Annotated in this window: 27 protein-coding genes and 1 tRNA gene; 14 read left to right on the forward strand and 14 right to left on the reverse strand. The window is 63.1% G+C overall.

Annotated elements, in window-relative coordinates:
* Nucleotides 1–126: 126 nt before the first annotated feature.
* Nucleotides 127–1,614, forward strand: a complete 1,488-nt coding sequence (locus ABE493_RS04340; protein ID WP_346497637.1) for an FAD-dependent oxidoreductase — start codon at nucleotides 127–129, stop codon at nucleotides 1,612–1,614.
* A 9-nt stretch (nucleotides 1,615–1,623) separates the two neighbouring features.
* On the opposite strand, the gene ABE493_RS04345 is transcribed toward ABE493_RS04340, so the two are convergent.
* Complete coding sequence (locus ABE493_RS04345; RefSeq protein WP_346497744.1) at nucleotides 1,624–2,166, reverse strand: hypothetical protein; 543 nt, start codon at nucleotides 2,164–2,166, stop codon at nucleotides 1,624–1,626.
* Between ABE493_RS04345 and ABE493_RS04350 the strand changes: the two genes are divergently transcribed.
* Genes ABE493_RS04350 through ABE493_RS04360 form a run of 3 tightly spaced genes read left to right on the forward strand, consistent with a single transcriptional unit; the run spans nucleotide 2,098 to nucleotide 4,089 of the window.
* Nucleotides 2,098–3,378 carry an SDR family oxidoreductase gene (locus ABE493_RS04350; RefSeq protein WP_346497639.1) on the forward strand — a complete coding sequence of 427 codons (1,281 nt, stop codon included), beginning with the start codon at nucleotides 2,098–2,100 and terminating at the stop codon, nucleotides 3,376–3,378. The two genes, ABE493_RS04345 and ABE493_RS04350, sit on opposite strands and share 69 nt — an antisense overlap.
* Nucleotides 3,359–3,832: a DUF2269 family protein gene (locus tag ABE493_RS04355; RefSeq protein WP_346497641.1), complete on the forward strand. Its 474-nt coding sequence runs from the start codon at nucleotides 3,359–3,361 to the stop codon at nucleotides 3,830–3,832. Before ABE493_RS04350 ends, ABE493_RS04355 begins: the two co-directional genes overlap by 20 nt.
* A gap of 44 nt (nucleotides 3,833–3,876) precedes the next feature.
* Entirely contained in the window at nucleotides 3,877–4,089 is a 213-nt protein-coding gene (locus ABE493_RS04360) for a hypothetical protein (RefSeq protein ID WP_346497643.1), read from the forward strand.
* Nucleotides 4,090–4,181: 92 nt separating this feature from the next.
* Here ABE493_RS04360 and ABE493_RS04365 read toward each other — a convergent pair whose 3' ends face one another.
* Together ABE493_RS04365 and ABE493_RS04370 are read right to left on the reverse strand one after the other, a co-directional pair.
* Nucleotides 4,182–5,591, reverse strand: coding sequence for a sensor histidine kinase (locus tag ABE493_RS04365; RefSeq protein WP_346497645.1), 1,410 nt, complete (start codon nucleotides 5,589–5,591; stop codon nucleotides 4,182–4,184).
* On the reverse strand, nucleotides 5,581–5,964 hold the full coding sequence (locus tag ABE493_RS04370) for a response regulator (RefSeq protein ID WP_346497647.1): 384 nt from the start codon (nucleotides 5,962–5,964) through the stop codon (nucleotides 5,581–5,583). The genes ABE493_RS04365 and ABE493_RS04370 overlap by 11 nt, the downstream gene beginning before the upstream one ends.
* Nucleotides 5,965–6,253: 289 nt before the next feature.
* Here ABE493_RS04370 and ABE493_RS04375 point away from each other — a divergent pair, with 289 nt between their 5' ends.
* From ABE493_RS04375 to ABE493_RS04390, 4 genes are all read left to right on the forward strand, one after another.
* Nucleotides 6,254–6,442 carry a hypothetical protein gene (locus tag ABE493_RS04375; protein WP_346497649.1) on the forward strand — a complete coding sequence of 63 codons (189 nt, stop codon included), beginning with the start codon at nucleotides 6,254–6,256 and terminating at the stop codon, nucleotides 6,440–6,442.
* A gap of 420 nt (nucleotides 6,443–6,862) precedes the next feature.
* Nucleotides 6,863–7,153, forward strand: a complete 291-nt coding sequence (locus ABE493_RS04380) for a hypothetical protein (protein WP_346497651.1) — start codon at nucleotides 6,863–6,865, stop codon at nucleotides 7,151–7,153.
* A 243-nt stretch (nucleotides 7,154–7,396) separates the two neighbouring features.
* Complete coding sequence (locus ABE493_RS04385) at nucleotides 7,397–8,038, forward strand: DUF4142 domain-containing protein (RefSeq protein WP_346497653.1); 642 nt, start codon at nucleotides 7,397–7,399, stop codon at nucleotides 8,036–8,038.
* Nucleotides 8,039–8,099: 61 nt separating this feature from the next.
* The gene (locus ABE493_RS04390) at nucleotides 8,100–8,279 is read left to right on the forward strand and encodes a hypothetical protein (RefSeq protein WP_346497655.1); all 180 of its coding nucleotides are present in this window, start codon (nucleotides 8,100–8,102) and stop codon (nucleotides 8,277–8,279) included.
* Nucleotides 8,280–8,356: 77 nt separating this feature from the next.
* Here the strand turns inward: ABE493_RS04390 and ABE493_RS04395 are convergent, their stop codons facing one another.
* Both ABE493_RS04395 and ABE493_RS04400 read right to left on the reverse strand, forming a co-directional pair.
* On the reverse strand, nucleotides 8,357–8,569 hold the full coding sequence (locus ABE493_RS04395; protein WP_346497657.1) for a hypothetical protein: 213 nt from the start codon (nucleotides 8,567–8,569) through the stop codon (nucleotides 8,357–8,359).
* A 137-nt stretch (nucleotides 8,570–8,706) separates the two neighbouring features.
* Nucleotides 8,707–10,737 (reverse strand): catalase, encoded by a 2,031-nt coding sequence (locus ABE493_RS04400; RefSeq protein WP_430980714.1) that lies wholly within the window; start codon nucleotides 10,735–10,737, stop codon nucleotides 8,707–8,709.
* A 487-nt stretch (nucleotides 10,738–11,224) separates the two neighbouring features.
* Between ABE493_RS04400 and ABE493_RS04405 the strand changes: the two genes are divergently transcribed.
* On the forward strand, nucleotides 11,225–12,388 hold the full coding sequence (locus ABE493_RS04405) for a zinc-dependent alcohol dehydrogenase (RefSeq protein WP_346497661.1): 1,164 nt from the start codon (nucleotides 11,225–11,227) through the stop codon (nucleotides 12,386–12,388).
* Between the two features lie 154 nt (nucleotides 12,389–12,542).
* Here the strand turns inward: ABE493_RS04405 and ABE493_RS04410 are convergent, their stop codons facing one another.
* Nucleotides 12,543–12,896: a BON domain-containing protein gene (locus ABE493_RS04410; protein ID WP_346497663.1), complete on the reverse strand. Its 354-nt coding sequence runs from the start codon at nucleotides 12,894–12,896 to the stop codon at nucleotides 12,543–12,545.
* 122 nt (nucleotides 12,897–13,018) lie between these two features.
* Between ABE493_RS04410 and ABE493_RS04415 the strand changes: the two genes are divergently transcribed.
* Nucleotides 13,019–13,159, forward strand: a complete 141-nt coding sequence (locus ABE493_RS04415) for a hypothetical protein (protein WP_346497665.1) — start codon at nucleotides 13,019–13,021, stop codon at nucleotides 13,157–13,159.
* Between the two features lie 75 nt (nucleotides 13,160–13,234).
* Here the strand turns inward: ABE493_RS04415 and arsC are convergent, their stop codons facing one another.
* Nucleotides 13,235–13,666 (reverse strand): arsenate reductase (glutaredoxin), encoded by a 432-nt coding sequence (gene arsC, locus ABE493_RS04420; protein WP_346497667.1) that lies wholly within the window; start codon nucleotides 13,664–13,666, stop codon nucleotides 13,235–13,237.
* The gene (gene arsH, locus ABE493_RS04425; protein ID WP_346497736.1) at nucleotides 13,663–14,385 is read right to left on the reverse strand and encodes an arsenical resistance protein ArsH; all 723 of its coding nucleotides are present in this window, start codon (nucleotides 14,383–14,385) and stop codon (nucleotides 13,663–13,665) included. Before arsH ends, arsC begins: the two co-directional genes overlap by 4 nt.
* A 56-nt stretch (nucleotides 14,386–14,441) precedes the next feature.
* On the opposite strand from arsH, the gene ABE493_RS04430 reads away from it, so the two are divergent.
* Both ABE493_RS04430 and arsB read left to right on the forward strand, forming a co-directional pair.
* Nucleotides 14,442–14,756 carry an ArsR/SmtB family transcription factor gene (locus ABE493_RS04430; protein ID WP_346497669.1) on the forward strand — a complete coding sequence of 105 codons (315 nt, stop codon included), beginning with the start codon at nucleotides 14,442–14,444 and terminating at the stop codon, nucleotides 14,754–14,756.
* Between the two features lie 8 nt (nucleotides 14,757–14,764).
* Nucleotides 14,765–15,805: an ACR3 family arsenite efflux transporter gene (gene arsB / locus ABE493_RS04435; protein WP_346497738.1), complete on the forward strand. Its 1,041-nt coding sequence runs from the start codon at nucleotides 14,765–14,767 to the stop codon at nucleotides 15,803–15,805.
* Between the two features lie 131 nt (nucleotides 15,806–15,936).
* Here the strand turns inward: arsB and ABE493_RS04440 are convergent, their stop codons facing one another.
* The 6 genes from ABE493_RS04440 to birA all read right to left on the reverse strand — a co-directional run bounded on the left by ABE493_RS04440 (nucleotide 15,937) and on the right by birA (nucleotide 20,456).
* Complete coding sequence (locus ABE493_RS04440; RefSeq protein ID WP_346497671.1) at nucleotides 15,937–16,713, reverse strand: DNA-formamidopyrimidine glycosylase family protein; 777 nt, start codon at nucleotides 16,711–16,713, stop codon at nucleotides 15,937–15,939.
* A complete protein-coding gene (locus ABE493_RS04445) occupies nucleotides 16,706–17,470 on the reverse strand; it encodes a DUF72 domain-containing protein (RefSeq protein WP_346497673.1) in 765 nt (254 codons plus the stop codon). The genes ABE493_RS04440 and ABE493_RS04445 overlap by 8 nt, the downstream gene beginning before the upstream one ends.
* Before the next feature lie 291 nt (nucleotides 17,471–17,761).
* Nucleotides 17,762–17,837: transfer RNA gene (locus ABE493_RS04450), tRNA-Thr, on the reverse strand.
* Between the two features lie 106 nt (nucleotides 17,838–17,943).
* Nucleotides 17,944–18,747: an SPOR domain-containing protein gene (locus ABE493_RS04455; protein WP_346497675.1), complete on the reverse strand. Its 804-nt coding sequence runs from the start codon at nucleotides 18,745–18,747 to the stop codon at nucleotides 17,944–17,946.
* Nucleotides 18,748–18,756: 9 nt separating this feature from the next.
* Nucleotides 18,757–19,494, reverse strand: a complete 738-nt coding sequence (locus ABE493_RS04460) for a type III pantothenate kinase (RefSeq protein WP_346497677.1) — start codon at nucleotides 19,492–19,494, stop codon at nucleotides 18,757–18,759.
* A complete protein-coding gene (gene birA, locus ABE493_RS04465; protein WP_346497679.1) occupies nucleotides 19,491–20,456 on the reverse strand; it encodes a bifunctional biotin--[acetyl-CoA-carboxylase] ligase/biotin operon repressor BirA in 966 nt (321 codons plus the stop codon). The genes ABE493_RS04460 and birA overlap by 4 nt, the downstream gene beginning before the upstream one ends.
* Nucleotides 20,457–20,582: 126 nt before the next feature.
* Between birA and ABE493_RS04470 the strand changes: the two genes are divergently transcribed.
* Both ABE493_RS04470 and ABE493_RS04475 read left to right on the forward strand, forming a co-directional pair.
* A complete protein-coding gene (locus ABE493_RS04470) occupies nucleotides 20,583–20,867 on the forward strand; it encodes a hypothetical protein (RefSeq protein ID WP_430980713.1) in 285 nt (94 codons plus the stop codon).
* An 8-nt stretch (nucleotides 20,868–20,875) separates the two neighbouring features.
* Complete coding sequence (locus tag ABE493_RS04475; RefSeq protein WP_346497683.1) at nucleotides 20,876–21,622, forward strand: zinc-dependent peptidase; 747 nt, start codon at nucleotides 20,876–20,878, stop codon at nucleotides 21,620–21,622.
* Nucleotides 21,623–21,819 lie beyond the last annotated feature (197 nt).

Consider the following 21,819-nt stretch of genomic DNA (forward strand, 5'->3'; position numbering starts at 1 on the left):
GCAGGCGTGAAGCGAACGCAGGCGTGTTGTATCCGCATGCATCAACACAGTGTGTTCACACAAATCCACGGACTACCAACGACCGTACATGGAGCATGCAGATCAACTCAGAACGTGGTGATGAGCATGACCAGCATCTGGATGGCCTCTCATCCCTTCGTTCCCACCCCACAGGTACTGAGCGGTGACATCAATGCCGACGTGGTGGTTGTCGGTGCCGGCATTACCGGCCTGCTGACGGCGTGGCGGCTGTGCGACGCGGGCTACCAGGTGGTAGTTCTGGAGGCAGGGCTGGCCGGGCAGAAGAACACCGGTGCCTCCACAGGCAACCTCTATGCCGCCACGTCGCAGATGGCAGGCATGCTCGACAAATGGGGGAAGGATGTCGTGCGCGAGGTGGTTGCCGCACGCATGCACGCCATTGCCGGGGTCGAGACACTGGTCCAGCAACAGCTGATTGAATGTGGTTTCGCGCGCGCGCCGCTGCAGTGGGGTATCGAAGGCAGCGGCCAGGTCGAGTTGCAGGCGTATCAGCGGGAGCTCGCGGCATACCAGACTGCCGGCCTGAATCCGCAGACGGGCCGGAGCAGCCTGCCCTTCGCGTTGACCGAATCGTTCAACGTGGAAGCACAGGCGCAGTTTGATCCCTACCGGTTCTGTCGTGCCTTGCTTGCCCAGCTGAGCCAGCACGCTGCGGTATTCGAGCAGAGCCAGGTCACCGACATCGACGCCCGCGCGGGCCGGGTGACCACGGCCAACGGGACGGTGCACGCCACCCACATCGTTCTGGCAACGCATTCACCGGCGGGCTTCAACCTGCTGCAGGCGGAAATGGAGGTGTACCGCGAGTACGGCATCGCGGTCCCGGTCGAGACGCCGCCTGCCGAAGGCATTCATTGGGTGACCGACAGTGGCCGCTCGCTGCGCTCGGTACCGGGGCGGCAGTCGCCGTTGCTGGTAGTCGTCGGCGAAAAACATCGCACCGGCGAATGGTCTCCTGCGCAGGACCCTGTCGGCCGCCTGCTTGACTATGCGCAGCAACGGTTCGTGGTGAACGGCCCGGTGGCGGCAAGCTGGTCAGCCCAGCAGTTCAAACCCGCTGACGGGCTGCCCTATATCGGCAGCAGCGCACATGAAAATGTGTGGGTCGCCACCGGTTTCCAGGCCGATGGCTTGACCTGGGGTGCGCTTGCGGCCGAGTTGATCGTCCAGGGCATCGAAGGGCAGCAGCCCAGCGACCTGGCACATCTGCTCAGTCCGCTGCGGATAACGCCGATCAAGTCGGCCGCTGGCTGGGCCAGAACCAATGCCACGGTGATCAAGCATATGGTCGGCGACCGCCTGAAGGCGGGAGCCGACGATGGCACGGAGATCGCACCGGGCTCCGGACGTATCGTGGGCCGTGGCGAGAACCGTTGTGCCCTGTATCGCGACCCAAGCGGCATGTTGCATGCAATGTCTCCGGTCTGCCCGCATCTGAAATGCATCGTGCAGTGGAACGGGGAAGCCAGCAGTTGGGACTGCCCGTGCCACGGCAGCCGCTTCAGCCCCACCGGTGAACTACTCGAAGGCCCCGCATTGACGGGACTGGCAAGTAAACGAGCGCCTTCCTAGGCCATCCCTTCATGCACGCGCAGCCGCGCGGGTGAGCAACCACGGCAAGGCCAGGCCCATGCCGAACGCTGCGTAGATGCAGAACATGTCCACCGGTTGCAGCCGTCGCTCAAAGCCCGGCGTCATCCGCGACGGTACGACCTTGTAATCGACCAGATACGCAGTGACAGCTGTTGCTGCAGCCAGCGTTACAACCGGCTGCGGTGAGCAGCGGCCCCGCCGCAGGGTTTCATACCCCGTTGCCCAGAACACGGAGGACGCATGATGGATCAGATACCCCGTAACGGTATGGCGAATGCTCCAACCTGTGCGACGGTGCGCCTGGCGCGGCCAGATCCATTGGCTGGTGGCATTGGTGCCGGCGGCCGCCGCATTGCTGCGGCGGTAGCTGAACCACGAGACCAACACGCTGGACACCACACTGGCGCAACTTCCGGAGCACAGGGCGCGCACGAACAATTGCTTCACCGTGCGCCGCTGTGTGTGTTCATCAGCGGCGGCACCGGGTTGATCGGCAAAGCACTGGCGGAGCGACTTGAGCGTTGTGGACATGGGGTCATCCTGGGAGTGAGGGACGAAGCCGAAGCTTCACGCAGTCAGCCGGGTGCGCGCTTTGTCCACCTTGATTTCACCGGCCGCCCCGATCCATCCGTTGTTGCGCTGCTGGCCGGCGTGGACGTGGTGGTGAATGCCGCAGGCATCTTCAACGAGACCTCCACGCAGAGTTTCGACGACGTGCATGTGAAAGGCCCGTGCACTCTGTTCGACCTTGCCGCCCAGGCCGGTGTGAAGCGCATCATCCAGATATCCGCACTCGGCGCGGAGCTGCATGCTGACACGCGTTATTGGCGCAGCAAGGCCCGGGGGGATCGCTGTGCGAGCGCGTTTGCAGGAACCGCCGTGGTGGTGAGGCCTTCGTTGGTATATGCCGCGTTGGGCGCCAGCAGTGTGCTGTTTCAGCGTCTGGCAGTGCTGCCGTGGCTGCCGTTGCCGGCCACAGCCGGCGAGGTGCAACCTATTCACCTGGATGACCTGGTCGATGGCCTGGTCGCGCTGGTGCAGCACCCGCAACCGCCGCCGCTGATTGCCGCTGTAGGCCCGGTTGCGCTGGGCATGGATGCCTATCTGCGGGCGCTTTCTCCAGCACCGGTCAAGCGCCGTATCGTGTGGCGCATTCCAATGCGCGTGGCCCTGCCGTTGGCAAAATGCCTGCAGAAGCTTCCCGGCAGCACCGTCAGTACGGATGCGCTGAAGATGCTCGCCCATCCAAACACCGCCAATGCTGCGCCATGGGCGGCCCTGGTCGGCAGGCCGCTGCGGCGGCCGGAGCAGTTCGTCGAACCAGCGCGTCGGCAGCAGGCCCATCAGCTGGCGGTGCTGGCCAACATGCTGCCGGTGCTGCGGCTGAGCCTGTCACTGACGTGGTTGGTAACTGCGTGGGTGTCGGCATTTGTTTACCCGCAGGCGGCCAGCCTCGACTTGCTGGTGCGCGCGCAGGTTCCGCTGGTGGTGGCACCACTGGCGCTGTACACGGCAGCACTGCTGGACGCGGCACTGGCATTGGCAATGTGGGTGCGGCGCTGGCGACGCGGTGTGTATCTGCTGCAGATAGGCCTGATGCTGGTGTACAGCGTGATCATCAGCCTGTGGCTGCCCGAGTACTGGGCCCACCCCTACGGGCCGATGGTCAAGAACCTGCCGATGCTCGCATTGACCGCACTGCTGCTCTGGCTGGAGAGTCCGCATGGACGTCGTACTCGTTAAATACCTGCATATTCTTTCCTCGACGTTCCTGTTCGGAACCGGCGTGGGCACTGCGTTCTACCTGTTGTTGATCAGCCGCGAACGCGACCCCGCCGTGGTTGCGCCGGTTGCACGCCTGGTGGTGATTGCCGATTGGTTGTTCACCGCCACCACCATCATCCTGCAGCCACTGTCGGGGCTGTACCTGGCCCATCGCATGGGCATAGCACTGACCACGCCCTGGCTCTACTGGTCGGTGGTGCTGTTCATCCTGGCCGCGCTCTGTTGGTTGCCGGTGGTCTGGCTGCAGATGAAGCTGCGCGACATCGCCGAGGCAGCTGCAGCGTCCGGGCAGCAGCTGCTGCCGCTGCGCTACTACCAGTATCTGGGCGCATGGGCCGCGCTGGGCGTGCCGGCCTTGATCTCGTTCCTGATCGTGTTCTACCTGATGACCGCCAAACCCGCGCTTGGCTGAAACCACGCTTATGCAATCGAAGGATGGAACACCTGGAGGTGACTATGGAAAATACTACGCACTACCTGTCAGACGATGAGCGAATGACCCTGCAGACCGCCTACCAGCTGCACGGGAGCGGCGCCGAATTCTGGGAGACCTACCAGACGCTGCTGCGCCTGGTCACGACACGGACGGGCGACCACGCCAATGTCGCCAACGAACTGGCAAGCCTGGCTGTACAGATAGGGGCCACCGACGAAGCGCTGTTCGTCTGAGCTATCGGGCCGCTCGCAATCGTGAGCCAATGCAGGAATGCGGCCCCACTCCTTGCCGGCTCATCCCATCGCGCAGGCAACTGTGGATGACATCATGCCGACGGTATCGCCGACGTTTTCGGCAGCGGCACTTCCACCACGCACTCCACACCTCTGCTGGTCAGCTCATAGGACGTCCGCGCTTTGAGCTGATAGGGCAATGCCCGTTCGATCAACTCCCGGCCATAGCTGCCCTTGCGCTCGGGATGCGGCTCGACCTCGCCGTAGAACTCCTCACTCCAGGTCATCTTCAATGCCGGCGTGCCATCTTCCCAACGATGGACATGCCAACGCACGGTCAGCTTTCCGGTGTCGGAACCGAGCGCGCCGTACTTGGCTGCATTGGTCGCCAGTTCGTGCAGCGCCAAGGCAAATGTCTGCAATGTGGTCGAACGCAAGCCCACGCCTGTTGGCCCGTCAAGCACCACGCAGCCGCGTTCGGCACCGTGCGCTTGCAGCTCCTGATGCAGCAGCTTGTCAAACGCCACCTTGCCGCCGTCGTCCAGACTGGACAGCAGCGACTGCACCCTCGCGATGGCTTCGATACGGTTGCCGTAAGCGTCGCGGAACTGGTCAATACTTTCGCATTCACTGAGCGTGCGGTCGGCCACCGCACGGATCACCGCCATCAGGTTGCGGGTGCGATGCTGCAGCTCGGCCATCAGCACCTGGGCACGGCCAGCGGCTTCCTTCTCTTCGGTGCAGTCATGGCCAATGCCACCGATGCGCACCACGCGCCCTTCGGGATCAAGCAATGGGAACTTGGTATTGCGCATCCAGCGGATGGCACCGTCTCCTCTGAGAATCCGGTACTCGATCACCATCCGTTGGCCCGTGCGGACGCGCTTCAGTGCGTCGTGCACCTTGTGCTGGTCTTCGGGGAGTATGTGGCTGAGCCAGCTTTCCAGTGTCGGGTGAGCCAGCATGGCGCCGCATTCGGAGCCATAGAGCCGCTCGAAAGCATGGCTGAGGTATTCCAGGTCCAGCGTCTCGGCGTTGCGTATCCACAGCACGTCCGAAGATGCATTGCTGAATTGTGCAAACCGCGCCGTGCTCTCCTGCAGGGCGCGCCCGGTGTCGATGTGATCGGTGATGTCATGGATGGTGCCAACCACACGCTCCGGTTCATCGACCGGCTGCGACAGGAACAGACGCTTCAGCAGCAGGCAACGTTGCTGGCCATCGGGCAACCAATACCGGAAGCGACAGGTAAATTCGTCGTATTCCTCGCCCGCCCGCAGCAACACCGTGCGCAGCGCTTCCCGGTCCCGCTCATGGACGCGGGCCAGCAAGGCCTGCATGGTTGGCGCAATGACGCTGGGGCGATAACCGCAGATGTCGAAGCGGCGGTCTGCCCATACGATGGAATCGTCCTCTACCTGCCACACCCAACCCGCAAGATCAGCCGACACCACCGGCGGAATCCCCATGTCCGAGCCACCGCGTTCGGGATCAATGGACATCGCCGCTGATATCCAGCAGCGCCGCCAACTTTTCCCTTACCTGCTCCACACCAAATGGTTTGGTGCACTGCGGGCTGTCGGCATAACGCGGCGGCACCAGCTCCCGGTCGTAGCCTGAGGTGAACAGCAACGGCACGTGTTCATTGCTCAGTCTGTCCGCTACTGGATACACGCTTTGCCCACCCAGGTTGACATCCAGGATCGCTGCATCCGGCAGCGGGCACGTGTCCAACAGCACATCGGCGTCTTCGAGGTTTGCAACCGGCCCCAGAACTTCGGCACCGTCGCCTTCAAGAAGATCGCGCAGACACTGAGCCAGAATGTATTCGTCTTCGACCACAAGAATCCGTCGTCCGGCGAGATTGCTAGGCATCAGGGCGGTTCCTTTGAATCTGAATGGAAATATCAGCCCGTCCGTGTTCTGCAAGCGTGAAAGAAGCGAACAATGAAGTGAGGCCGCCTTCAAACAACCAGGCAATGGCCGTGTGGCAAGAGTCAACGTGTATGCGCTTCAACTGACGACGACGTAACGCCTGCGGGACTACGGTTTGCCTGTGTTGGCAGGCGCCGCCCACACCCGCTTCCGCGCGCCGCGGGCAGACAAACGTCATCCTCGGCAACGCCGGCGCCTGCGTACCCCCACGTTCAGCGGACACCGCCAAATGGACAATCAGCGCCTGCACCACCTTCGCAACGACTTGAACGTTGTGACCTTGGGCCTGTCCTTGCTTAGAAGGCAGTTGGATGGCAAGGCGCCGACAGAGGCGCTGGACACACTTCGCCACATTGAAAAGGCTGCCGAGCGTTGCGGATCGGCCATCCGGTCTCAAAGTCAGGCGACGAAAGCCTGAGACCGCTGGCACCCATTCATCCAACGTGGGTGCCGATAGCAGCGCAGGAATCCGGGGCACCGAAGAAGGCGCTTTGAAGGCGTTGCAGATGCCTGCTGTTTCATCCGTACGTCACCGCCTGCCGATCCAGGAGATTGAGATGGTCCGCCGCAACCACGACAGGGGCAACGTGCTGCAAACAGTCCGCTTGCCTGCGCTCTCGCACGTCCCCAGCACGGATCGCGAATGCCGTGATCGGAACCATGAAGATCAGAAAACCGTTGCCAACGGCGTTCACGGATGCCGCAAAGGTACGCAAGCGCGTACCCACGCAAGCACAGCCGCACTGCGCTCGCGGCACCGCGCTCCATCCTCGAAATGGGCCACCGCACATTCCCTGCGTCAGCCAACGGAAGGCGATGCCATGACGCGGAGCTCAAGGTGACCAAGGCGCTGCCAAGCCGGCTTCCCCCACCCTTTCATTGGGTGGAAGAGCAGGACCGGAAGCATCTGTTCCTGGGCAGCACAAAGGTGCTGGAAATCTGCAAGCGCAACCGCGGATGGATAGTGCATATCTTTCTGCAGGACCCGGAACGCCCGCAGCCGATCGTCGCGGTAGGCTCGGCCAACGCAGGCATGCGCTGGGGTGCGAACTGGGCAAAGCTGCGCGTGCGCCTGCTCTCATCTCTCGCAGCAGCCAAGGATGATCACACGCCCACAACACCGTCCTGAACAGGCCACGGTGACCGCTTTGAAACGCCTTTCAAACGCTTTCTGATGCAGTTGTTGCCGGTTGGCCACGCAATGAAGGAGGGCAGCCAAGGCGACAGGTGATCATCTGCTCACAGCGATCCACGGATGCACAACACAGTGCTTGCCAAGATGCTGGTGTGCGCTGGACTCAGGCACCCCGCATCCACGCTTACGCATACAGCGAAGTGGTCAGCGCCTGCATCCAAACAAAGGAAATGCCCAATGAACATCCGCATCCTCACAACTGCACTTTCCTTGGCCTGCACCATTGCATTGGCCGGCTGCCGGGGTGAACCCGACCATCCCGCGCCGTCAGACCCAGCGCCGAGCACACCTGCCACCGCGTCTGCCGCCGGCACCGCCAGCCCTGACGCGGCCGCCGAGAAACCAACAATGCCGGATCAAAGCGCCGGTGAACGCTCCGCGCTCGGCGTGTTGAACGCCATCAACGATCACGAGATCGCCGCTGGCCGCCAGGCGCTGGAGAAAAATGTCAAAGGCGAGGTCGCCGACTATGCGCGGCTCATGATCAACGAGCACACACGCAACAAAGAGCAGACCAACGCGCTGAATCCGGATAACCAGAGCGCGGATGCCAAAACCCAGGCGGCCGCCGGCCAAGCGCTGCTCGATCAGATCAACAGCAAACAGGGCGATGCCTACAGCAAGGCGTATGTGGCGGCGATGATCACCGGGCATACCGACGCATTGGCTGCTCTGGACGACAAGCTGATCCCCGCTACAGCCAGCCCGCAGGCCAAGGCCCATCTTCAGCAGACACGGGAGCATGTGGCGCGTCATTTGACCCAGGCCCGCGCACTGGCCAAGGACGAGAAGCAGGCCGCGCCCGACAAGGCTGATTGACCTTCATCCCGCTCTACCAGGCTGACCGATGTTGAGCCCATCCGTACCGAGGAGAACACTCATGGCAAAGCTGCCGTTCAATCCAACGGGCACTGCAAGCCACCAGAACAAGCCGCACACCGCTGACAAGCTTCGCAACGACAAGGCGTTGTGGAAGGACCATGACATGTCCGACGCGCAACACACCGCCAAGCCGGAGGACTACGAGCGTCCACCACCGCCCGCCCGAAAAGAAAAATGATCTCCCACGTTGAACAATAAAAAAGGCCCCGCGATGCGGGGCCTTCTGCTTTTGGAGCTCAATCAACGATTGCGCTCTTACTCGCTGCGGCTCTGGTCCTTCCGGTTCTGATCGTTCTGATCATTGCGGTTCGGGTCCTTGCGGTTCTGATCATTCTGATCAGTGCGCTTCTGATCGTTCTGGTTCTGATCGTTCTGGTTCTGGTCATTGCCAGTCTGATCATTCGGATTCTGATCATTCTGGTTCTGCTCATTGCGGGTCTGTTCGTTTTCGCGTGGATTCTGGCTCATGGTGTTTCTCCATCCCCGCCAGCGGAATGCTGCGGTACGGTGTCATCCTCGCGCCTGCCGCATGTTGAGGAAGTGCACAGGTGTGACGCGCATGTGCATTGTCTCGACGGTTCAGCAGAACAACTCGCGCCTACGCTTCATGGCGCGATCAATGCAGGTTCCCGGGCCGGATTGCGGTGGGCTTCGATGGCGGCAACAAAGTCTGCTATCACGTCATCGTTGAGATCCTCGGCCATGAGCAGCAGCGGGTCGTGTTCAAGCACGCCTGGCCCTGCAGTCTCCAGCACCGCCTTGGCATCACCAACGAACAGCAGAGGCTTGCCATGCCGATAGGCGTCGCGTACGTGCTCCAAGGCGCGCACGTCCCGCGAGAGCGTATCCACCGCCTTCATTCCCGACGCGACCACCAAGGCGTCGAACAGCACGCCTGGCTCGTTTTCCAATGACGCATCTGCATCGATGACGCCGCCCTCCTCGCTTTCCAGCGCCCCCACATGCGGCCCTACAAGGCGCACCATCGCACCCTGCGCGCTCAGTGCCTCGGCCAGCACGACGAGGTCGCCCTGCCGGCTTCCATCCGCCACCAGGATGGCGATACGGCGCGTGTGCACACCACCTTCGCCTGGCCGCGCCAGCAACGACAATGCAGGCGAGTTGGCAACTTCTACTTTCACCTTGCCTTTTGAAATGCTTGGCATGCGCGGTGGCAGCGGCATACCCAGCCCCTGCGCCACCTGCGCTGCGAGTGCCTCAGATGCATTACGGAGCATGGACACCACGCGTTTGCGCACCGCCGGCACTGTAACCTTGCTCAGCTCGAACCGGAACGCCTCGGCGATGTGGCGCTGCTCCGCTTCGGTCTGGCTTTCGTAGAAAAGCGTGGCCTGGGCGAAGTGCTCCGCAAATTTCTCGGGTTTGGCACGGACTTCGTCGCCCTGTACGGGCTCGGCGAAAGACACAAAGCCGGCACCGCCGGCCTGGAAAGGGCAACCGCCCGCCAGCGAGTTGGGTTCGTAGGACACCCTGCCCCGATGTACCGCTTGGCGGTGCATCCCGTCGCGCTGATTGTTGTGCACCGGAACAACAGGCGCATTTATCGGAATCTCATGGAAATTCGGCCCGCCCAACCTGCTTATCTGCGTGTCCACATACGAATGAATGCGACCGGCCAGCAGCGGATCGTTGCTGAAATCAATGCCGGGAATCACATGCGCCGTGCAGAACGCCACCTGCTCGGTTTCGGCAAAAAAATTGTCGGGATTGCGGTTCAGCACCATGCGCCCGACGGGCTGCACCGGCACCAGTTCCTCCGGCACCAGCTTGGTTGCATCCAATACATCAAAGCTGAAGCTTTCCGCCTGTTCTTCGGTGAACACCTGCACGCCCAACTCGTACTCCGGATACTCGCCGGCTTCGATGGCTTCCCACAGGTCGCGGCGATGGAAGTCCGGATCCGCACCGGCGATCTTTACCGCCTCATCCCATACCAGCGAGTGCGTGCCCAGCTTCGGCGACCAATGGAACTTGCAGAACACGGACTTGCCGCGCGCATTCACCAGCCTGAAAGTATGGACGCCGAAGCCCTGCATCATCCGATAGCTGCGCGGAATGGCGCGGTCGGACATCTGCCACATCAACATATGAGTGGATTCCGGCATCAGCGACACAAAATCCCAGTACGTATCATGCGCCGATGCTGCCTGCGGCATGGCGTGGTGCGGCTCTGGCTTTACCGCATGCACCAGATCAGGAAACTTGATAGCGTCCTGGATGAAGAAAACCGGCATGTTGTTGCCAACCAGGTCCCAGTTCCCCTCCTCGGTATAGAACTTGACCGCGAAGCCGCGTACATCGCGTGCCGTGTCCTTGGAGCCGCGCTCGCCGGCAACGGTTGAGAAGCGCACGAACACCGGCGTTTGCTTGCCGGCTGTCTGGAAAGGCGCGGCGCGGGTCAGCGCGGAGAGGTCTTCATACGCTTCAAAGTAGCCGTGTGCGCCAGAGCCGCGTGCATGAACGATACGCTCGGGAATACGTTCGTGATCGAAGTGGGTGATCTTCTCGCGCAAGATGAAGTCTTTCAACAGCGCAGGCCCGCGTACTCCAGCTTTTAGGCTGTTCTGGTTGTCAGCAACCGGCACCCCTTGATTCGTGGTGAGCTGCTGATCCATCGCATCGTTGCGTGCCCGCGGCAGCGCCCCGCCACCCGAGTCCTGCCCTGGCGCAGCGGCAATCCCCGTCTTTTCGTTTGCGTTCGATTCGCTTGTGGTACTTGCACCCGCTGCGGTGGAGGGGGCAGTGAAGTGCTCACCCTCCGGTGGCGACAGTGCGTTTTTCCGGCCGTGCTCGGCCGCCTTCTGTGCATTGTGTGCACGCGCTGCGGACCAGTCATCCATGGCTTTCGGCACCGCATCCACGTCACGGACAGGTTTACGCGAGCTCGCCTGCGCCGGGCCGCTGTCAGAACGTGCGGCGGATTTTTCCGGATGAGTGGGTGATGAGGGATGTTTGCGGCTGGCCATGACAGGGACTCTTCTGGACGGCTCTCAAACATAGTCACATGGGGTGAAACACACGTGATCCGAATGTCGGTTCCAATCACGGCGGGTTGACCGCAGCCAGCGCAGTTTCCAGCGACACCCAGCCGTCGAGATGATCATGAGAGCACTCACCTATCAGGGCGCCAACAACGTAAGCATGGAAACCGTACCCGATCCTGAAATCATTGCAGCTGACGACATGATTCTGCGGGTGACGGCAACTGCCATCTGCGGATCGGACCTGCATATTCTTCACGGAAAGATTCCGGGCATGAAAGATGGTGACATCCTCGGCCACGAATTCATGGGTGTTGTCGAAGAAGTTGGTTCGGAGGTGACGCGCGTGAAACCTGGCGACCGGGTGGTTATTCCCTTCGTCATCGCCTGCGGTCAGTGCTTCCATTGCTTGCTGAATGAGTACGCCGCCTGCGAAACCACCAATAGCGGCCCCGGTGCGGCAATGAACCCGAAGAGCATCAAGCCGCCAGCGGCGTTGTTCGGCTACAGCCATATGTACGGCGGCATTGCAGGTGGACAGGCGGAACTTGTGCGCGTACCCAAAGCCAACGTCGGCCCATTGGTGGTGCCGGATGTGCTCAGCGATGAACAGGTATTGTTTCTCTCGGACATTCTGCCAACCGGCTACCAGGCAGTGCTCAACGCGGGGGTCAAGCCCGGTTCAACGCTGGCGATCTTCGGTGCCGGGCCGGTGGGCTGCATGGCCGCAGCCTGCGCGCGCATGCTCGGTGCCGAAACCATCTACATGGTCGACCACAACCCTTACCGGCTGGAATTCGCACGCGATACCTATGGCGTGCTGCCGATCAACTTCGACCAGGACCACGACCCGGCCGAGCTCATCATCCAGGCAACACAGGGGCGCGGTGTAGACGCCTGTATCGATGCGGTGGGTTTCGAGGCCAAGGGCAGCACCACCGAGACCGTGCTCACCACGCTGAAACTGGAAGGTTCCAGCGGTAAAGCGCTGCGCCAATGCATAGCCGCGACGCGGCGCGGCGGCACGGTAAGCGTACCGGGTGTCTATGCCGGCTTCATCCATGGTTTCCTGTTTGGCGACGCGTTCGACAAGGGCCTGACCCTCAAGATGGGCCAGACCCACGTGCAGGGCCTGATGCCGGAATTGCTGGAGGCCATAGGCGAGGGACGACTGAAACCGGAAGTGATCATTTCCCACCGCATGAAATTGCAGGATGCAGTACGCGGCTATGAGCTGTTCGACGAGCGGCAGGACAACTGTCGCAAGGTGGTACTCACCCCATGATTGCGGCGGCTATTGGCGATGCCAAACGGAACTGACATCGGCACGCAAGCAAGAGCCCCTCAGCGAGGGGCTCTTTGCACGGCATTCCTGCCGCCATCATCAGCGCCTGCGCAACGGCAGCCAGCAGGCGCGGCGGGGAAGTGCGGTTCCGCGCTTACTTGTTGGCCGCGAGGGTAAGACCACTCGCATCAACGCGTTTCACGCCCTGGATGCCGCCCGCAGTGGCGACCGCCCGCTCCTTCTCTGCGGCACTGCCGACCATGCCGCTCAGCGCAACCACGCCGTTGACGGTCTCAACCTTGATTTCCATGCCCGGTACATTGCTGGTGGTCAGCAGGTCGGCTTTCACCTTGGTGGTGATCCACGTATCGCTGCCCGGCTGCTGGGAATCCGTCTGCGTGGTGTGCCCGGCCTTGGCCTTGTCATGTGCCGTTGGCGGGTTGCCCGCGCTTGCCACCGCAGCGGCCATGCCCAGTGGAATCACCAGCATCATTGCGAATCGGCTCATGTTTGCTCGGTTCATTGACGTGTCCTTGAACGGAGCAGGAGAGCTCCATCGCCAGCGTCTGCCTGTTGCGGTTAACGAGGCGCATCCCTGCACCCAAGCGTGCTCATCTACCGATGACATTGATGTACGCAGTTCTCACTGCAGCAGTGTGGATGATGATCAGCGCGGTTCCGTGTGCTGCGGGGGCCCTGATCCGCGCGTCGCTTGATGTGGATACGCGCGGCACCCGTGCGGTGGCGACGCTGTTCCCTGCCGCCAACTGAAGCTTGCGGCGGAGCGGTCAATTCATCTTGATCGGCTTGAAGGCCGTCATCCGCATTCCTGCAGGCGTTGAGCGCCTATGAAGAACCGGGTATCGGCGTGTTGGCGCGTTCATCCATGATCACCTCGCCATCTTCCTTGACGAACGCAGCAGCCAGTGGCGGCAGGATGGCCAAGACGGCTTCCGACGGGCGCGCGAGCCGCACGCCCAGGTCGGTTTCCACAAACGGTCTGTTGATCAGAATCGGATGCGCCAACATGGCATCGATCAGTTCATCGTCGGTAAGGCCCGGATCGTCCAGGCCGAGCTCGGCGTAAGGCGTTCCTTTCTGGCGGATTGCCTCCCTCACGGTCAACCCAGCCTTGTCGATCAGCTCATGCAATCGCGCCTTGGTTGGCGTGTCGGTCAGGTAGTCGATGATCACCGGTTCGATGCCGGCATGCCTGAGCAGAGCAAGCACGTTTCTGGAGGTTCCACAGTTGGGGTTGTGGTAGATCGTCGCCTTCATGCTGCGGCTCCTGCGGCCGCGGCAGAAGTTGTGGCGCCGGACGCTGCAGCAAGCGCTGCCACCGCCGCCTCACCCTTGCGCTCGCTGTAGCGATCAACCAGGTAGTCACTGCGATCCCTGACCAGCAGCGTGAACTTCACCAGTTCCTCCATCACGTCGACGACGCGGTCGTAATACGCCGATGGCTTCATCCGCCCCTGCTCATCAAACTCCTGCCAGGCTTTTGGTACCGACGACTGGTTGGGGATGGTGACCATACGCATCCAGCGGCCGAGCAAACGCAAGGCGTTCACCACGTTGAAGGACTGCGAGCCGCCGCTGACCTGCATCACCGCGAGCGTGCGGCCTTGGGTGGGGCGAATGCCGGCGTCCTCCAGCGGCAGCCAGTCGATCTGGTTTTTCAGTACGGCAGTCAATGTTCCGTGTCGTTCCGGACTGACCCAGACCTGGCCTTCAGACCACAGCGAGGCCTCGCGCAGTTCGCGCACCTTCGGGTGATCGGCCGGCACTGCATCCAGCATTGGCAGCTCATGAGGATCGAATAGCCGGGTCTCGGCACCGAAGTGCTCCAGCAGGCGCTGTGCCTCCAGGGCGAGCTTCCGGCTGAAGGACTGGGGCCGGAGCGAGCCGTAGAGGATCAGGATGCGCGGCCTGTGTGTACTCGGGCGCAGCACGTCCAGATCGGAGTGGGCAGGCTGTTGCACAGCGCCGGCGTGGATATTGGGTAGGTCGAGCACGGCTTGTCCCTCTTCATCATTTCCACTATTCTAGAACTATGGAACATATAACTGCAACGCGGGCGCTGGCCGCACTCGGTCACGGAACCCGCTTATCGATCTACCGCCTGCTTGTCGAAGCAGGCCGCGGCGGCAAGCTGGCCGGCGAGATCGCCGAGGCACTGACGCTTCCCGGCGCCACCCTGTCCTTCCACCTGAAGGAGTTGTCCGCCGCCGGCCTGGTCAGCTCAGAACAGCGCGGCCGCACGGTCTGCTATCGCGCCAACTTTGACGCCATGACCAGCCTGGTCGATTACCTGACCGAGAACTGCTGCGCGGGCGATCAATCCTGTGGCACGCCAGGGCACTGCTGATGAATGACATGGCTGCGGCGCCTGCCGGGCGCCTGTCATTCCTGGATCGCTTCCTGACCGTCTGGATCTTCCTGGCAATGGCGGTCGGCGTGGGCCTGGGCGCAGCCTTCCCCGGGCTGCAGTACCGAATAGACGCGCTGAGCGTTGGCACCACCAACCTGCCCATCGCCATCGGCCTGGTCCTGATGATGTTTCCGCCACTGGCCAAGGTGGACTACGCGCAACTGGGCGTGGTGTTCAAGGACAAGCGCGTACTGGCGCTGTCACTGATCCAGAACTGGCTGATAGGGCCGGTTCTGATGTTCGCCCTGGCGGTGATCTTTCTGCGCGACCAGCCGGGGTATATGACCGGGCTCATTCTGATCGGCTTGGCGCGTTGCATCGCGATGGTTCTGGTCTGGAACCAGCTGGCAAAAGGTGACAACCAATACGTCGCCGGATTGGTCGCATTCAATTCCCTGTTCCAGATTGCACTGTTCAGCGTCTACGCCTGGTTCTTTCTTTCCTGGTTGCCAACTGCGCTGGGGCTGCACGGCGTGGTGCTCGATGTAGGTTTCTGGCCGGTTGCCGAGGCTGTCCTGATCTACCTGGGCATCCCCTTCGCTGCCGGGTATCTGGTGCGCCGGGCGTTGACCCGGTCGAAGGGGCTTGATTGGTATGAGCACAGGTTCCTGCCCGCCATCGGCCCGATAACCCTGGTCGCGTTGTTGTTCACGATCACGGTGATGTTCGCCATGAAGGGCGGCGATGTACTCAAACTGCCGTGGGATGTGCTGCGCATCGCTGTCCCGTTGACGATCTATTTTCTGGTCCAGTTCACCGTCAGCTTCTTCATGGGCAAGCTGATCGCCAAAGACTATCCGCGCACTACCGCCATCGCGTTCACAGCGGCGGGCAACAACTTCGAGCTTGCCATCGCTGTGGCGGTAGCTGCGTTCGGCATCAGCTCGCCGGTCGCATTCGCCGCCGTCATTGGCCCACTGATCGAAGTGCCGGTTCTGATCCTGCTGGTACACGTCGCGCTCCGGCTGAAGCGAGGTTTCGCGTAGCGCCTCCTCACGGAGGCGGTGCGGGCAAGCCTTCGCTATCAGCTGGAGTGCGCACCGGGGCAGTAGTGGCCTGCTCCACTATTGCGCCGAGCGGGCTAATGGGTGGGGTTCGCGCGCTTCAGCGAAAGCGATCACTCTTCCTGTCCACCGCCGCCATCAACCTCATCGCGGTGGCCCAAGCTGTAATCCACCTGGCAGTTCTGGCAGAAAAACGTACGACGGTTGGTGGTCCCCATATACCGCTTGCTTACCGGCCCGCCGCATTGCGGGCAGGTTCGTCGGGTATGCACCTGCCAGTGCTGCTTCAGTACGAAGGCGCGCTTCCATTCAAGGAACTGGAAACTGTAGAGGCGCGCCTGGTTGATCAGTTGCGTGAGTTTGCGCGGCGGCAAATCACCGACACGGGTGGCTGGATGCACGCCGGTCAGGAACAGAACTTCATTCTTTATGATGTTGCCCACGCCGGAGAAAATGGTCTGATCCAACAGAGCGTCGCAGACCATCAGCGCCGGTGCGGCCTTGAGCTTGCGCCGCGCCAGTTTCGGGTCCCATGCATCATTCATGACGTCGGCGCGCCAATCGTATACATCGTCCAGTGGCTGTTCGATCAACTTCACCGAGCACGCATAGAAATTCATTTCACCGCTGTCAAAGTGCAGCGAGACCCTCGGCGGTGACTCCTTGCGTTCATCGATACGCCAACTGCCAAACATCAGCAGATGGATGCGCAGGCTGACGTTGCTGAACTCGAGCAGGAAGTGTTTTCCCCAGGCGCGTACCGCCTTGACGCGCCTGCCTTCCAGTCGCGCAAGGTCCAAACGGCTGTTGCCGGAAGCCTTCCGCACCGTATGGCCCTTGAACCGGGCAGCGGCCTCGCACAGCAGAACGATGGAAGGGCCCTCAGGCATCGGGCTTCTTCCGCAGCAGCGCCTGCAGACACAGGGCATCGGCGACGGCGGAGCCATCGGCGGTATTGTCAAAAATCACCCATGCTTGGCCACTGACATCGCGCTTGGCCAGATCGCCGGCCAACGTCCGCAATGCCGGCTCGCCGTAACGGCCGTAGTACATCCGCGGTTGCCCATGCCAACGCCAATAGCTCCAGCTGCGGCTCCCGCCAGGCCATGCTGCGAGCGGGAAACGGGCAGGATTGGCGGCTACACGGGCGATGTCGTGCGTCCGCAACATCGCATCCGCAGCCTCGCTGAACCAGCTTGCATGACGCGGCTCGCAGGCCACGCGTGCTGTCGTACGCCTGCGCAAAGCGCGCAGAAAGGACGAGGCAACCCGGCCGTCGTAAGCCAGGCTGGGCGGCAACTGCAGCAGCAGCGCGCCCAGTTTCCCGCCTAGCTGCTGCACCGCTTCCAGAAACGGATCAAGCAGCGGCGCTGCACCACTCAGCCGCAGCTGGTGCGAAATGGTCTGTGGGAATTTCACCGAGAAGCGAAACCCTGCAGGCACCACCGAAGCCCAACGCGCATAGGTCGCCGCGCGGTGTGGCCGGTAAAAGGATGAGTTGATTTCCACGACCGACAACCGCGTCGCATAGCGCTGCAGCGCGCTGCCGCCGTTGCCGAAAGCCGCAGCGTGCGCCGAAGGCAGCGACCATCCTGCGCAGCCCACCAAGGTGTCATGCATTGCGGTATTGCGAGCTGATCGGTTCATCGCACAGAACATCAGCCTGCATGCGTAGCGCGACGGTGAAAACGGTTCATGGAAGACGTGAAACCGCCTCTCCCTACCTTCCGCATCGTGGCCTGTCTGCCCGAAGGCGCTCCGCTCGCATATCGAGAGGGGACCGGTGCATGAAGGGCTTGCCCCAACGCCCTCCATCGGACATGCGCATCCACATGCTCCCCTGCGCACACAAGCGCGACCACAACCCACAAAAAAGCCCGCGTTTCTGCAGGCTTGCTGTGAACTCTGAACTTGCTTGGACGCCATGAAACCAGGCGTTGGTGCCGCTTATCCGAATCGAACGGATGACCTACTGTTTACAAGACAGTTGCTCTACCAACTGAGCTAAAGCGGCAAGACGCGTTACCTGCTGCGGTTGCGCGATGGTCGCGCTGCAACCGGTGGGAAGCTGGTTCGAAATCCGGTACTTCCCGAACCCCACCGTGGCGGGGCGCGCCATTCTACCGCAGACGCGCGCAATCCAACGACTGTTGCTGGGCGGCCGCTGCACGCTGCTTCAAGCTGGCCGGGGTGGCGGTGCCGGCGGTGGCGGCATCCACCCACCAGCTGGGCGCGATTTCGGTACCGCTGGCGGCCAGCTTGGCCGGGAAGCCGGCGGCGGTGAGACTGGCCAGGCGGCGCTCCGCGCCTTCGCGGTTGCGGTATTGGCCGAGGGCGACGGCATTGGCTTCCTCGCCCTGGGAAACAATGAAGTAATCACTGAAACCGGCGTCGACGATGCGCTTGGCGGTGGCCTGGGCTTCCTCGCGCGAGGCTGCCGGGGCGATCAGCACCCGGTAGCTGTTGGCGGCCTTGCCGGGCACTTCGCGCAGGCGCGGGCGGGCCGCATCCGCGCCCAACGCGGCCAGCGCTGCCTGTGCCTGGGCCTGGCTGGCGTAGGGGCCAAGGCTGGCGCATTGCACGGCGGCAGCGGGTTTCGGCTCGGCCGGCTTGGCCTCGGCGGGAGGTGCCTGGACTGTGCTGGTTGCGACAGCTGCAGGCGCTGGCGCAGCTTCTGCCGGCTTGGCAGCGGCAACTGGTGCTGCAATGAGCGGGGCAGCAGCGGCGGTCGCGGCTACCGCAGCGGCCGGCGGCGCGGCTACGGCAGTGTTTTCCGCCGCAGGCGCTGGCAGTACTTCCAGCGTGACAACGCCGGGCTCGGCGCGCGGCACGGCGGCCACCGGTTCGGCGCGCGGCGCCATCCACCACAGCGCGACACCCACGTTGAGGATGGCCAGCAGAACGATAAGAAGACGGGTCAGCATGCGGCGATCCTACCGTTCACACGCGTCATGGTGAACCGCCCAGCGCGCCAGACCATCGAGCACCAGTGCGGGCCGGTAATCGGCGTCGGCCAACAAGGGCAGCAAGGGCAAGGCGCCGCCGCCGTGGACCACCAGCTGCGGCGGGGTGCCGAGCAAGGTCTGCGCCTGCCGCAGGCTGCGCTCGACCAGCGCCACGGCCGCACCGTCGCAGCCGGATGCCAGCGCATCGGCGGTGTCGTTGGCGAACTCGGCGTAGTCGCCGCCGCTGGCAGGCAGCTGCACAGCGCGCGCATGCAAGGCTTCACGCATGACCGTGGGTGAGGCAGCGATTCGACCGCCCCGGTGCAGGCCGTCCGCATCGATCAGATCGATGGTCAGCGCGGTGCCCACGCCTACCACCAGCACCGATTGCCGCGCGGGTGCGACGGCCAGCAATCCGAGGAAGCGATCGACCCCGAATTTCTCGGGCCGCGCATAGGCCACGCTCACCCCGGCGCAGCGCGGCAAGGTCCTGGCCACCTGCACCTTGCCGAAGCGGCCTTGCAGGATCTGCAGGACTTCTTCGGTCAAGGCCGGCGCCGCCACGCTGGCTACCCAGGCGGTGTCGCCCCTAGGCAGGGCCTCCAGCGCGCTGGCGGTGATCGCCTCGGCACCGTGCGCCCAGGCCTGCACGCTGCCGGCACGGTTGCCCTGCAGCGGTGCAAATTTGAAACGCGAATTCCCCAGATCAAACAACCAATCGCTCATGCCGCCCTCACGCTGACTTCGCCGGCATGGAAACAGGTCTCCTGCCCCGCAATGCTCACCCGCAACGCACCGTCCTCGGCCAGCCCGCAGGCCACGCCATCGTGCAGCACGCCCGCTTCTTCCACCCGCACCGCGCGCCCGCGCAACACATCCATCGCCGCGTAGCGCGGCAGGAACGGGGCCAGCCCGTGCTGCTCGAACTGCTGCAATGCCGGCAGCAAGGCCGCCAGCAAGGCCGTCACCACCGCATTGCGCGACACCTCGGCGCCGGCCAGCGTATCCAGATCGGTCCATGGTTGGCCAATCTCGGCGGCATTGGCCGCTGGCATGCGGACATTCAAACCCAGCCCGATCACCGCCCGCGCCGGGCCGGCAAACTCGCCACCGCCCTCCACCAGCAGGCCACCGAGCTTGTGCCCGTCCACGACCACGTCGTTGGGCCATTTCAGGCCGGCGTCCTTGAAGCCCAATTCATGCAGGGCCTCGACCACCGCCACGCCCACCGCCAGGCTCAGGCCGCCCATCCGCGACAGGCCGCCGGCGAAGCCACGCGACAGCGACAGATAGATATGCGCCGCCAGCGGCGAGGCCCAATGGCGGCCACGACGCCCCCGGCCGCCGGTCTGGCGCTCGGCCAGCAGAACGGCCGTTCCGCGCTCAGGCGCGCTGCGCTGCAGCAATTCTGTGTTGGTCGAGCTCAATGTCCAGCCGATTTCCAACTCCGCCAACAGCGCCTGCACGGCCGTAGGCAGGCCGCCACGGATCCGTGCCAGGTCCAGCAATTCCAGCGGCTGGGCCAGGCGATAGCCATCGCCGGCACGGCCTTCGATCGCCACCCCAGCGGCGCGAAGCCCTTGAATACGCTTCCAGACGGCCGCCCGGGTCAGCCCCAGCTCGCGCGCCAGCGCGTCGCCGGACAACGCCCCGGCACCCAGCTTGGCCAGCAATTGGCGGTCATCCACAGCAGTACCCTCACGACAGACTTGGAAATTATGCGGCAAGCCTTACAGGCCGCCCAGCACCGGCCACCCAAACCGGGAGAAAAAGCAGGCTAGAATCGGGAATTAGCCCGCTCTTGGATGTTGACGATGCGCCACCTCGCTCATTGCCTGATCCTGTTGCTGGCGCCAGTTGCAGCGCAGGCTTCGGACGCGCTCGGCGGCGCTGGCCAAAGTGCGTGCAGCTACGCCCCGGCTGAAGTGGAGCGGGTTGCGGCCCCGGCCGCCGCGGTTGGCATCGCCAACGCCCCGCCGGCAACCCCGGCCCCGGCCAAGACCGTCACCCCGCGTACCGGTGGCGGCAGCGACGATGACCTGCTGCCACGCCTGCGTGCACCGCGCTGGCACCGCCTGTTGCCCGGGATGTTCCGCTGATCCAGTCGTTGTTGCGCTGGTTGCAGCGCATACCGCCACCGCTTGATGACACCCTCTGGCAGCAGACCTGCCAGCAATGCCCTTGGCTGCACGGTTTGTCGGCTGTGCGCGAGCGCAAACTGCGCGCCCTGGTGGAACTGTTCCTGCAGCGCAAGACCATCACCCCGGTTGCCGGGCTGCAACTGGATGACGGCCAGCGCATGCTGCTGGCCGCGCTGTGCTGCCTGCCACTGATCGAATTCGGCCGCGAAGGCCTGCATGGCTGGTCGGAGCTGGTGGTCTACCCGGATGCATTCCGCGTACGCCACAGCCATACCGATGCGGCCGGCGTGCTGCATGAGTGGGATGACGAACTGATTGGCGAGGCCTGGGGCAGTGGCCCATTGATTCTGTCGTGGGCGGATGTGCAGGCCGATATTGCCGAGCCGCAGGCCGGCTTCTGCGTGGCGGTGCATGAAATGGCGCACAAGATCGATGCGCTCGATGGCGCCATCGATGGCACCCCGCCATTGCCGCGCGAATGGCAGCGGCAATGGGCGCGGGATTTCCAGCAGGCCTATGACGCGTTCTGCGCGCAGGTGGATGCGGATGTTGAAACCGTGATCGACCCTTATGCGGCGGAGGCACCGGAGGAGTTCTTTGCGGTGGTCAGCGAGTACCACTTCTCCGCGCCGGAACTGCTGGTGCAGACGATGCCGGCGGTGGCTGCGCACCTGCGGCGGTTTTATGGGCCGGTTGAAGGCGGGCTGCGGTAGAGCAGGATCAACTGCCAACCCCTCCCCAGCCCTCCCCTTGGCTACGCCAAAGGGAGGGGGCAGAGCGCATGCCCTGCTCCCTCCCTTGCGCACGCAGTGCGTAGGGAAGGGCTGGGGAGGGGTTTGTTTTTGACTTTGGCTTTGGGGCTCCCCCGCACAGCCAACGCAGCGAACACACACGGCCGGCGAACCCTCAG

Source organism: Stenotrophomonas terrae, assembly GCF_039674165.1.
Taxonomy (GTDB): Bacteria; Pseudomonadota; Gammaproteobacteria; order Xanthomonadales; family Xanthomonadaceae; genus Stenotrophomonas; species Stenotrophomonas terrae_A.

Coding starts and splice junctions, on each gene's coding strand:
- ABE493_RS04365 (WP_346497645.1), bottom strand. CDS start 5,591: ATGTCCATTGATCCCGAACGCGGTGGCTCGGACATGGGGATTCCGCCG.
- arsB (WP_346497738.1), top strand. CDS start 14,765: ATGGCTGCGGCGCCTGCCGGGCGCCTGTCATTCCTGGATCGCTTCCTG.
- ABE493_RS04440 (WP_346497671.1), bottom strand. CDS start 16,713: ATGCCTGAGGGCCCTTCCATCGTTCTGCTGTGCGAGGCCGCTGCCCGG.
- arsC (WP_346497667.1), bottom strand. CDS start 13,666: ATGAAGGCGACGATCTACCACAACCCCAACTGTGGAACCTCCAGAAAC.
- ABE493_RS04455 (WP_346497675.1), bottom strand. CDS start 18,747: ATGCTGACCCGTCTTCTTATCGTTCTGCTGGCCATCCTCAACGTGGGT.
- ABE493_RS04405 (WP_346497661.1), top strand. CDS start 11,225: ATGAGAGCACTCACCTATCAGGGCGCCAACAACGTAAGCATGGAAACC.
- ABE493_RS04470 (WP_430980713.1), top strand. CDS start 20,583: ATGCGCCACCTCGCTCATTGCCTGATCCTGTTGCTGGCGCCAGTTGCA.
- ABE493_RS04390 (WP_346497655.1), top strand. CDS start 8,100: ATGGCAAAGCTGCCGTTCAATCCAACGGGCACTGCAAGCCACCAGAAC.
- ABE493_RS04400 (WP_430980714.1), bottom strand. CDS start 10,737: ATGGATCAGCAGCTCACCACGAATCAAGGGGTGCCGGTTGCTGACAAC.
- ABE493_RS04370 (WP_346497647.1), bottom strand. CDS start 5,964: ATGCCTAGCAATCTCGCCGGACGACGGATTCTTGTGGTCGAAGACGAA.
- ABE493_RS04415 (WP_346497665.1), top strand. CDS start 13,019: ATGTACGCAGTTCTCACTGCAGCAGTGTGGATGATGATCAGCGCGGTT.
- ABE493_RS04375 (WP_346497649.1), top strand. CDS start 6,254: ATGGACAATCAGCGCCTGCACCACCTTCGCAACGACTTGAACGTTGTG.
- ABE493_RS04430 (WP_346497669.1), top strand. CDS start 14,442: ATGGAACATATAACTGCAACGCGGGCGCTGGCCGCACTCGGTCACGGA.
- ABE493_RS04340 (WP_346497637.1), top strand. CDS start 127: ATGACCAGCATCTGGATGGCCTCTCATCCCTTCGTTCCCACCCCACAG.
- ABE493_RS04395 (WP_346497657.1), bottom strand. CDS start 8,569: ATGAGCCAGAATCCACGCGAAAACGAACAGACCCGCAATGAGCAGAAC.
- ABE493_RS04460 (WP_346497677.1), bottom strand. CDS start 19,494: ATGAGCGATTGGTTGTTTGATCTGGGGAATTCGCGTTTCAAATTTGCA.
- ABE493_RS04355 (WP_346497641.1), top strand. CDS start 3,359: ATGGACGTCGTACTCGTTAAATACCTGCATATTCTTTCCTCGACGTTC.
- ABE493_RS04385 (WP_346497653.1), top strand. CDS start 7,397: ATGAACATCCGCATCCTCACAACTGCACTTTCCTTGGCCTGCACCATT.
- ABE493_RS04360 (WP_346497643.1), top strand. CDS start 3,877: ATGGAAAATACTACGCACTACCTGTCAGACGATGAGCGAATGACCCTG.
- ABE493_RS04410 (WP_346497663.1), bottom strand. CDS start 12,896: ATGAGCCGATTCGCAATGATGCTGGTGATTCCACTGGGCATGGCCGCT.
- ABE493_RS04345 (WP_346497744.1), bottom strand. CDS start 2,166: ATGTCCACAACGCTCAAGTCGCTCCGCCAGTGCTTTGCCGATCAACCC.
- ABE493_RS04445 (WP_346497673.1), bottom strand. CDS start 17,470: ATGAACCGATCAGCTCGCAATACCGCAATGCATGACACCTTGGTGGGC.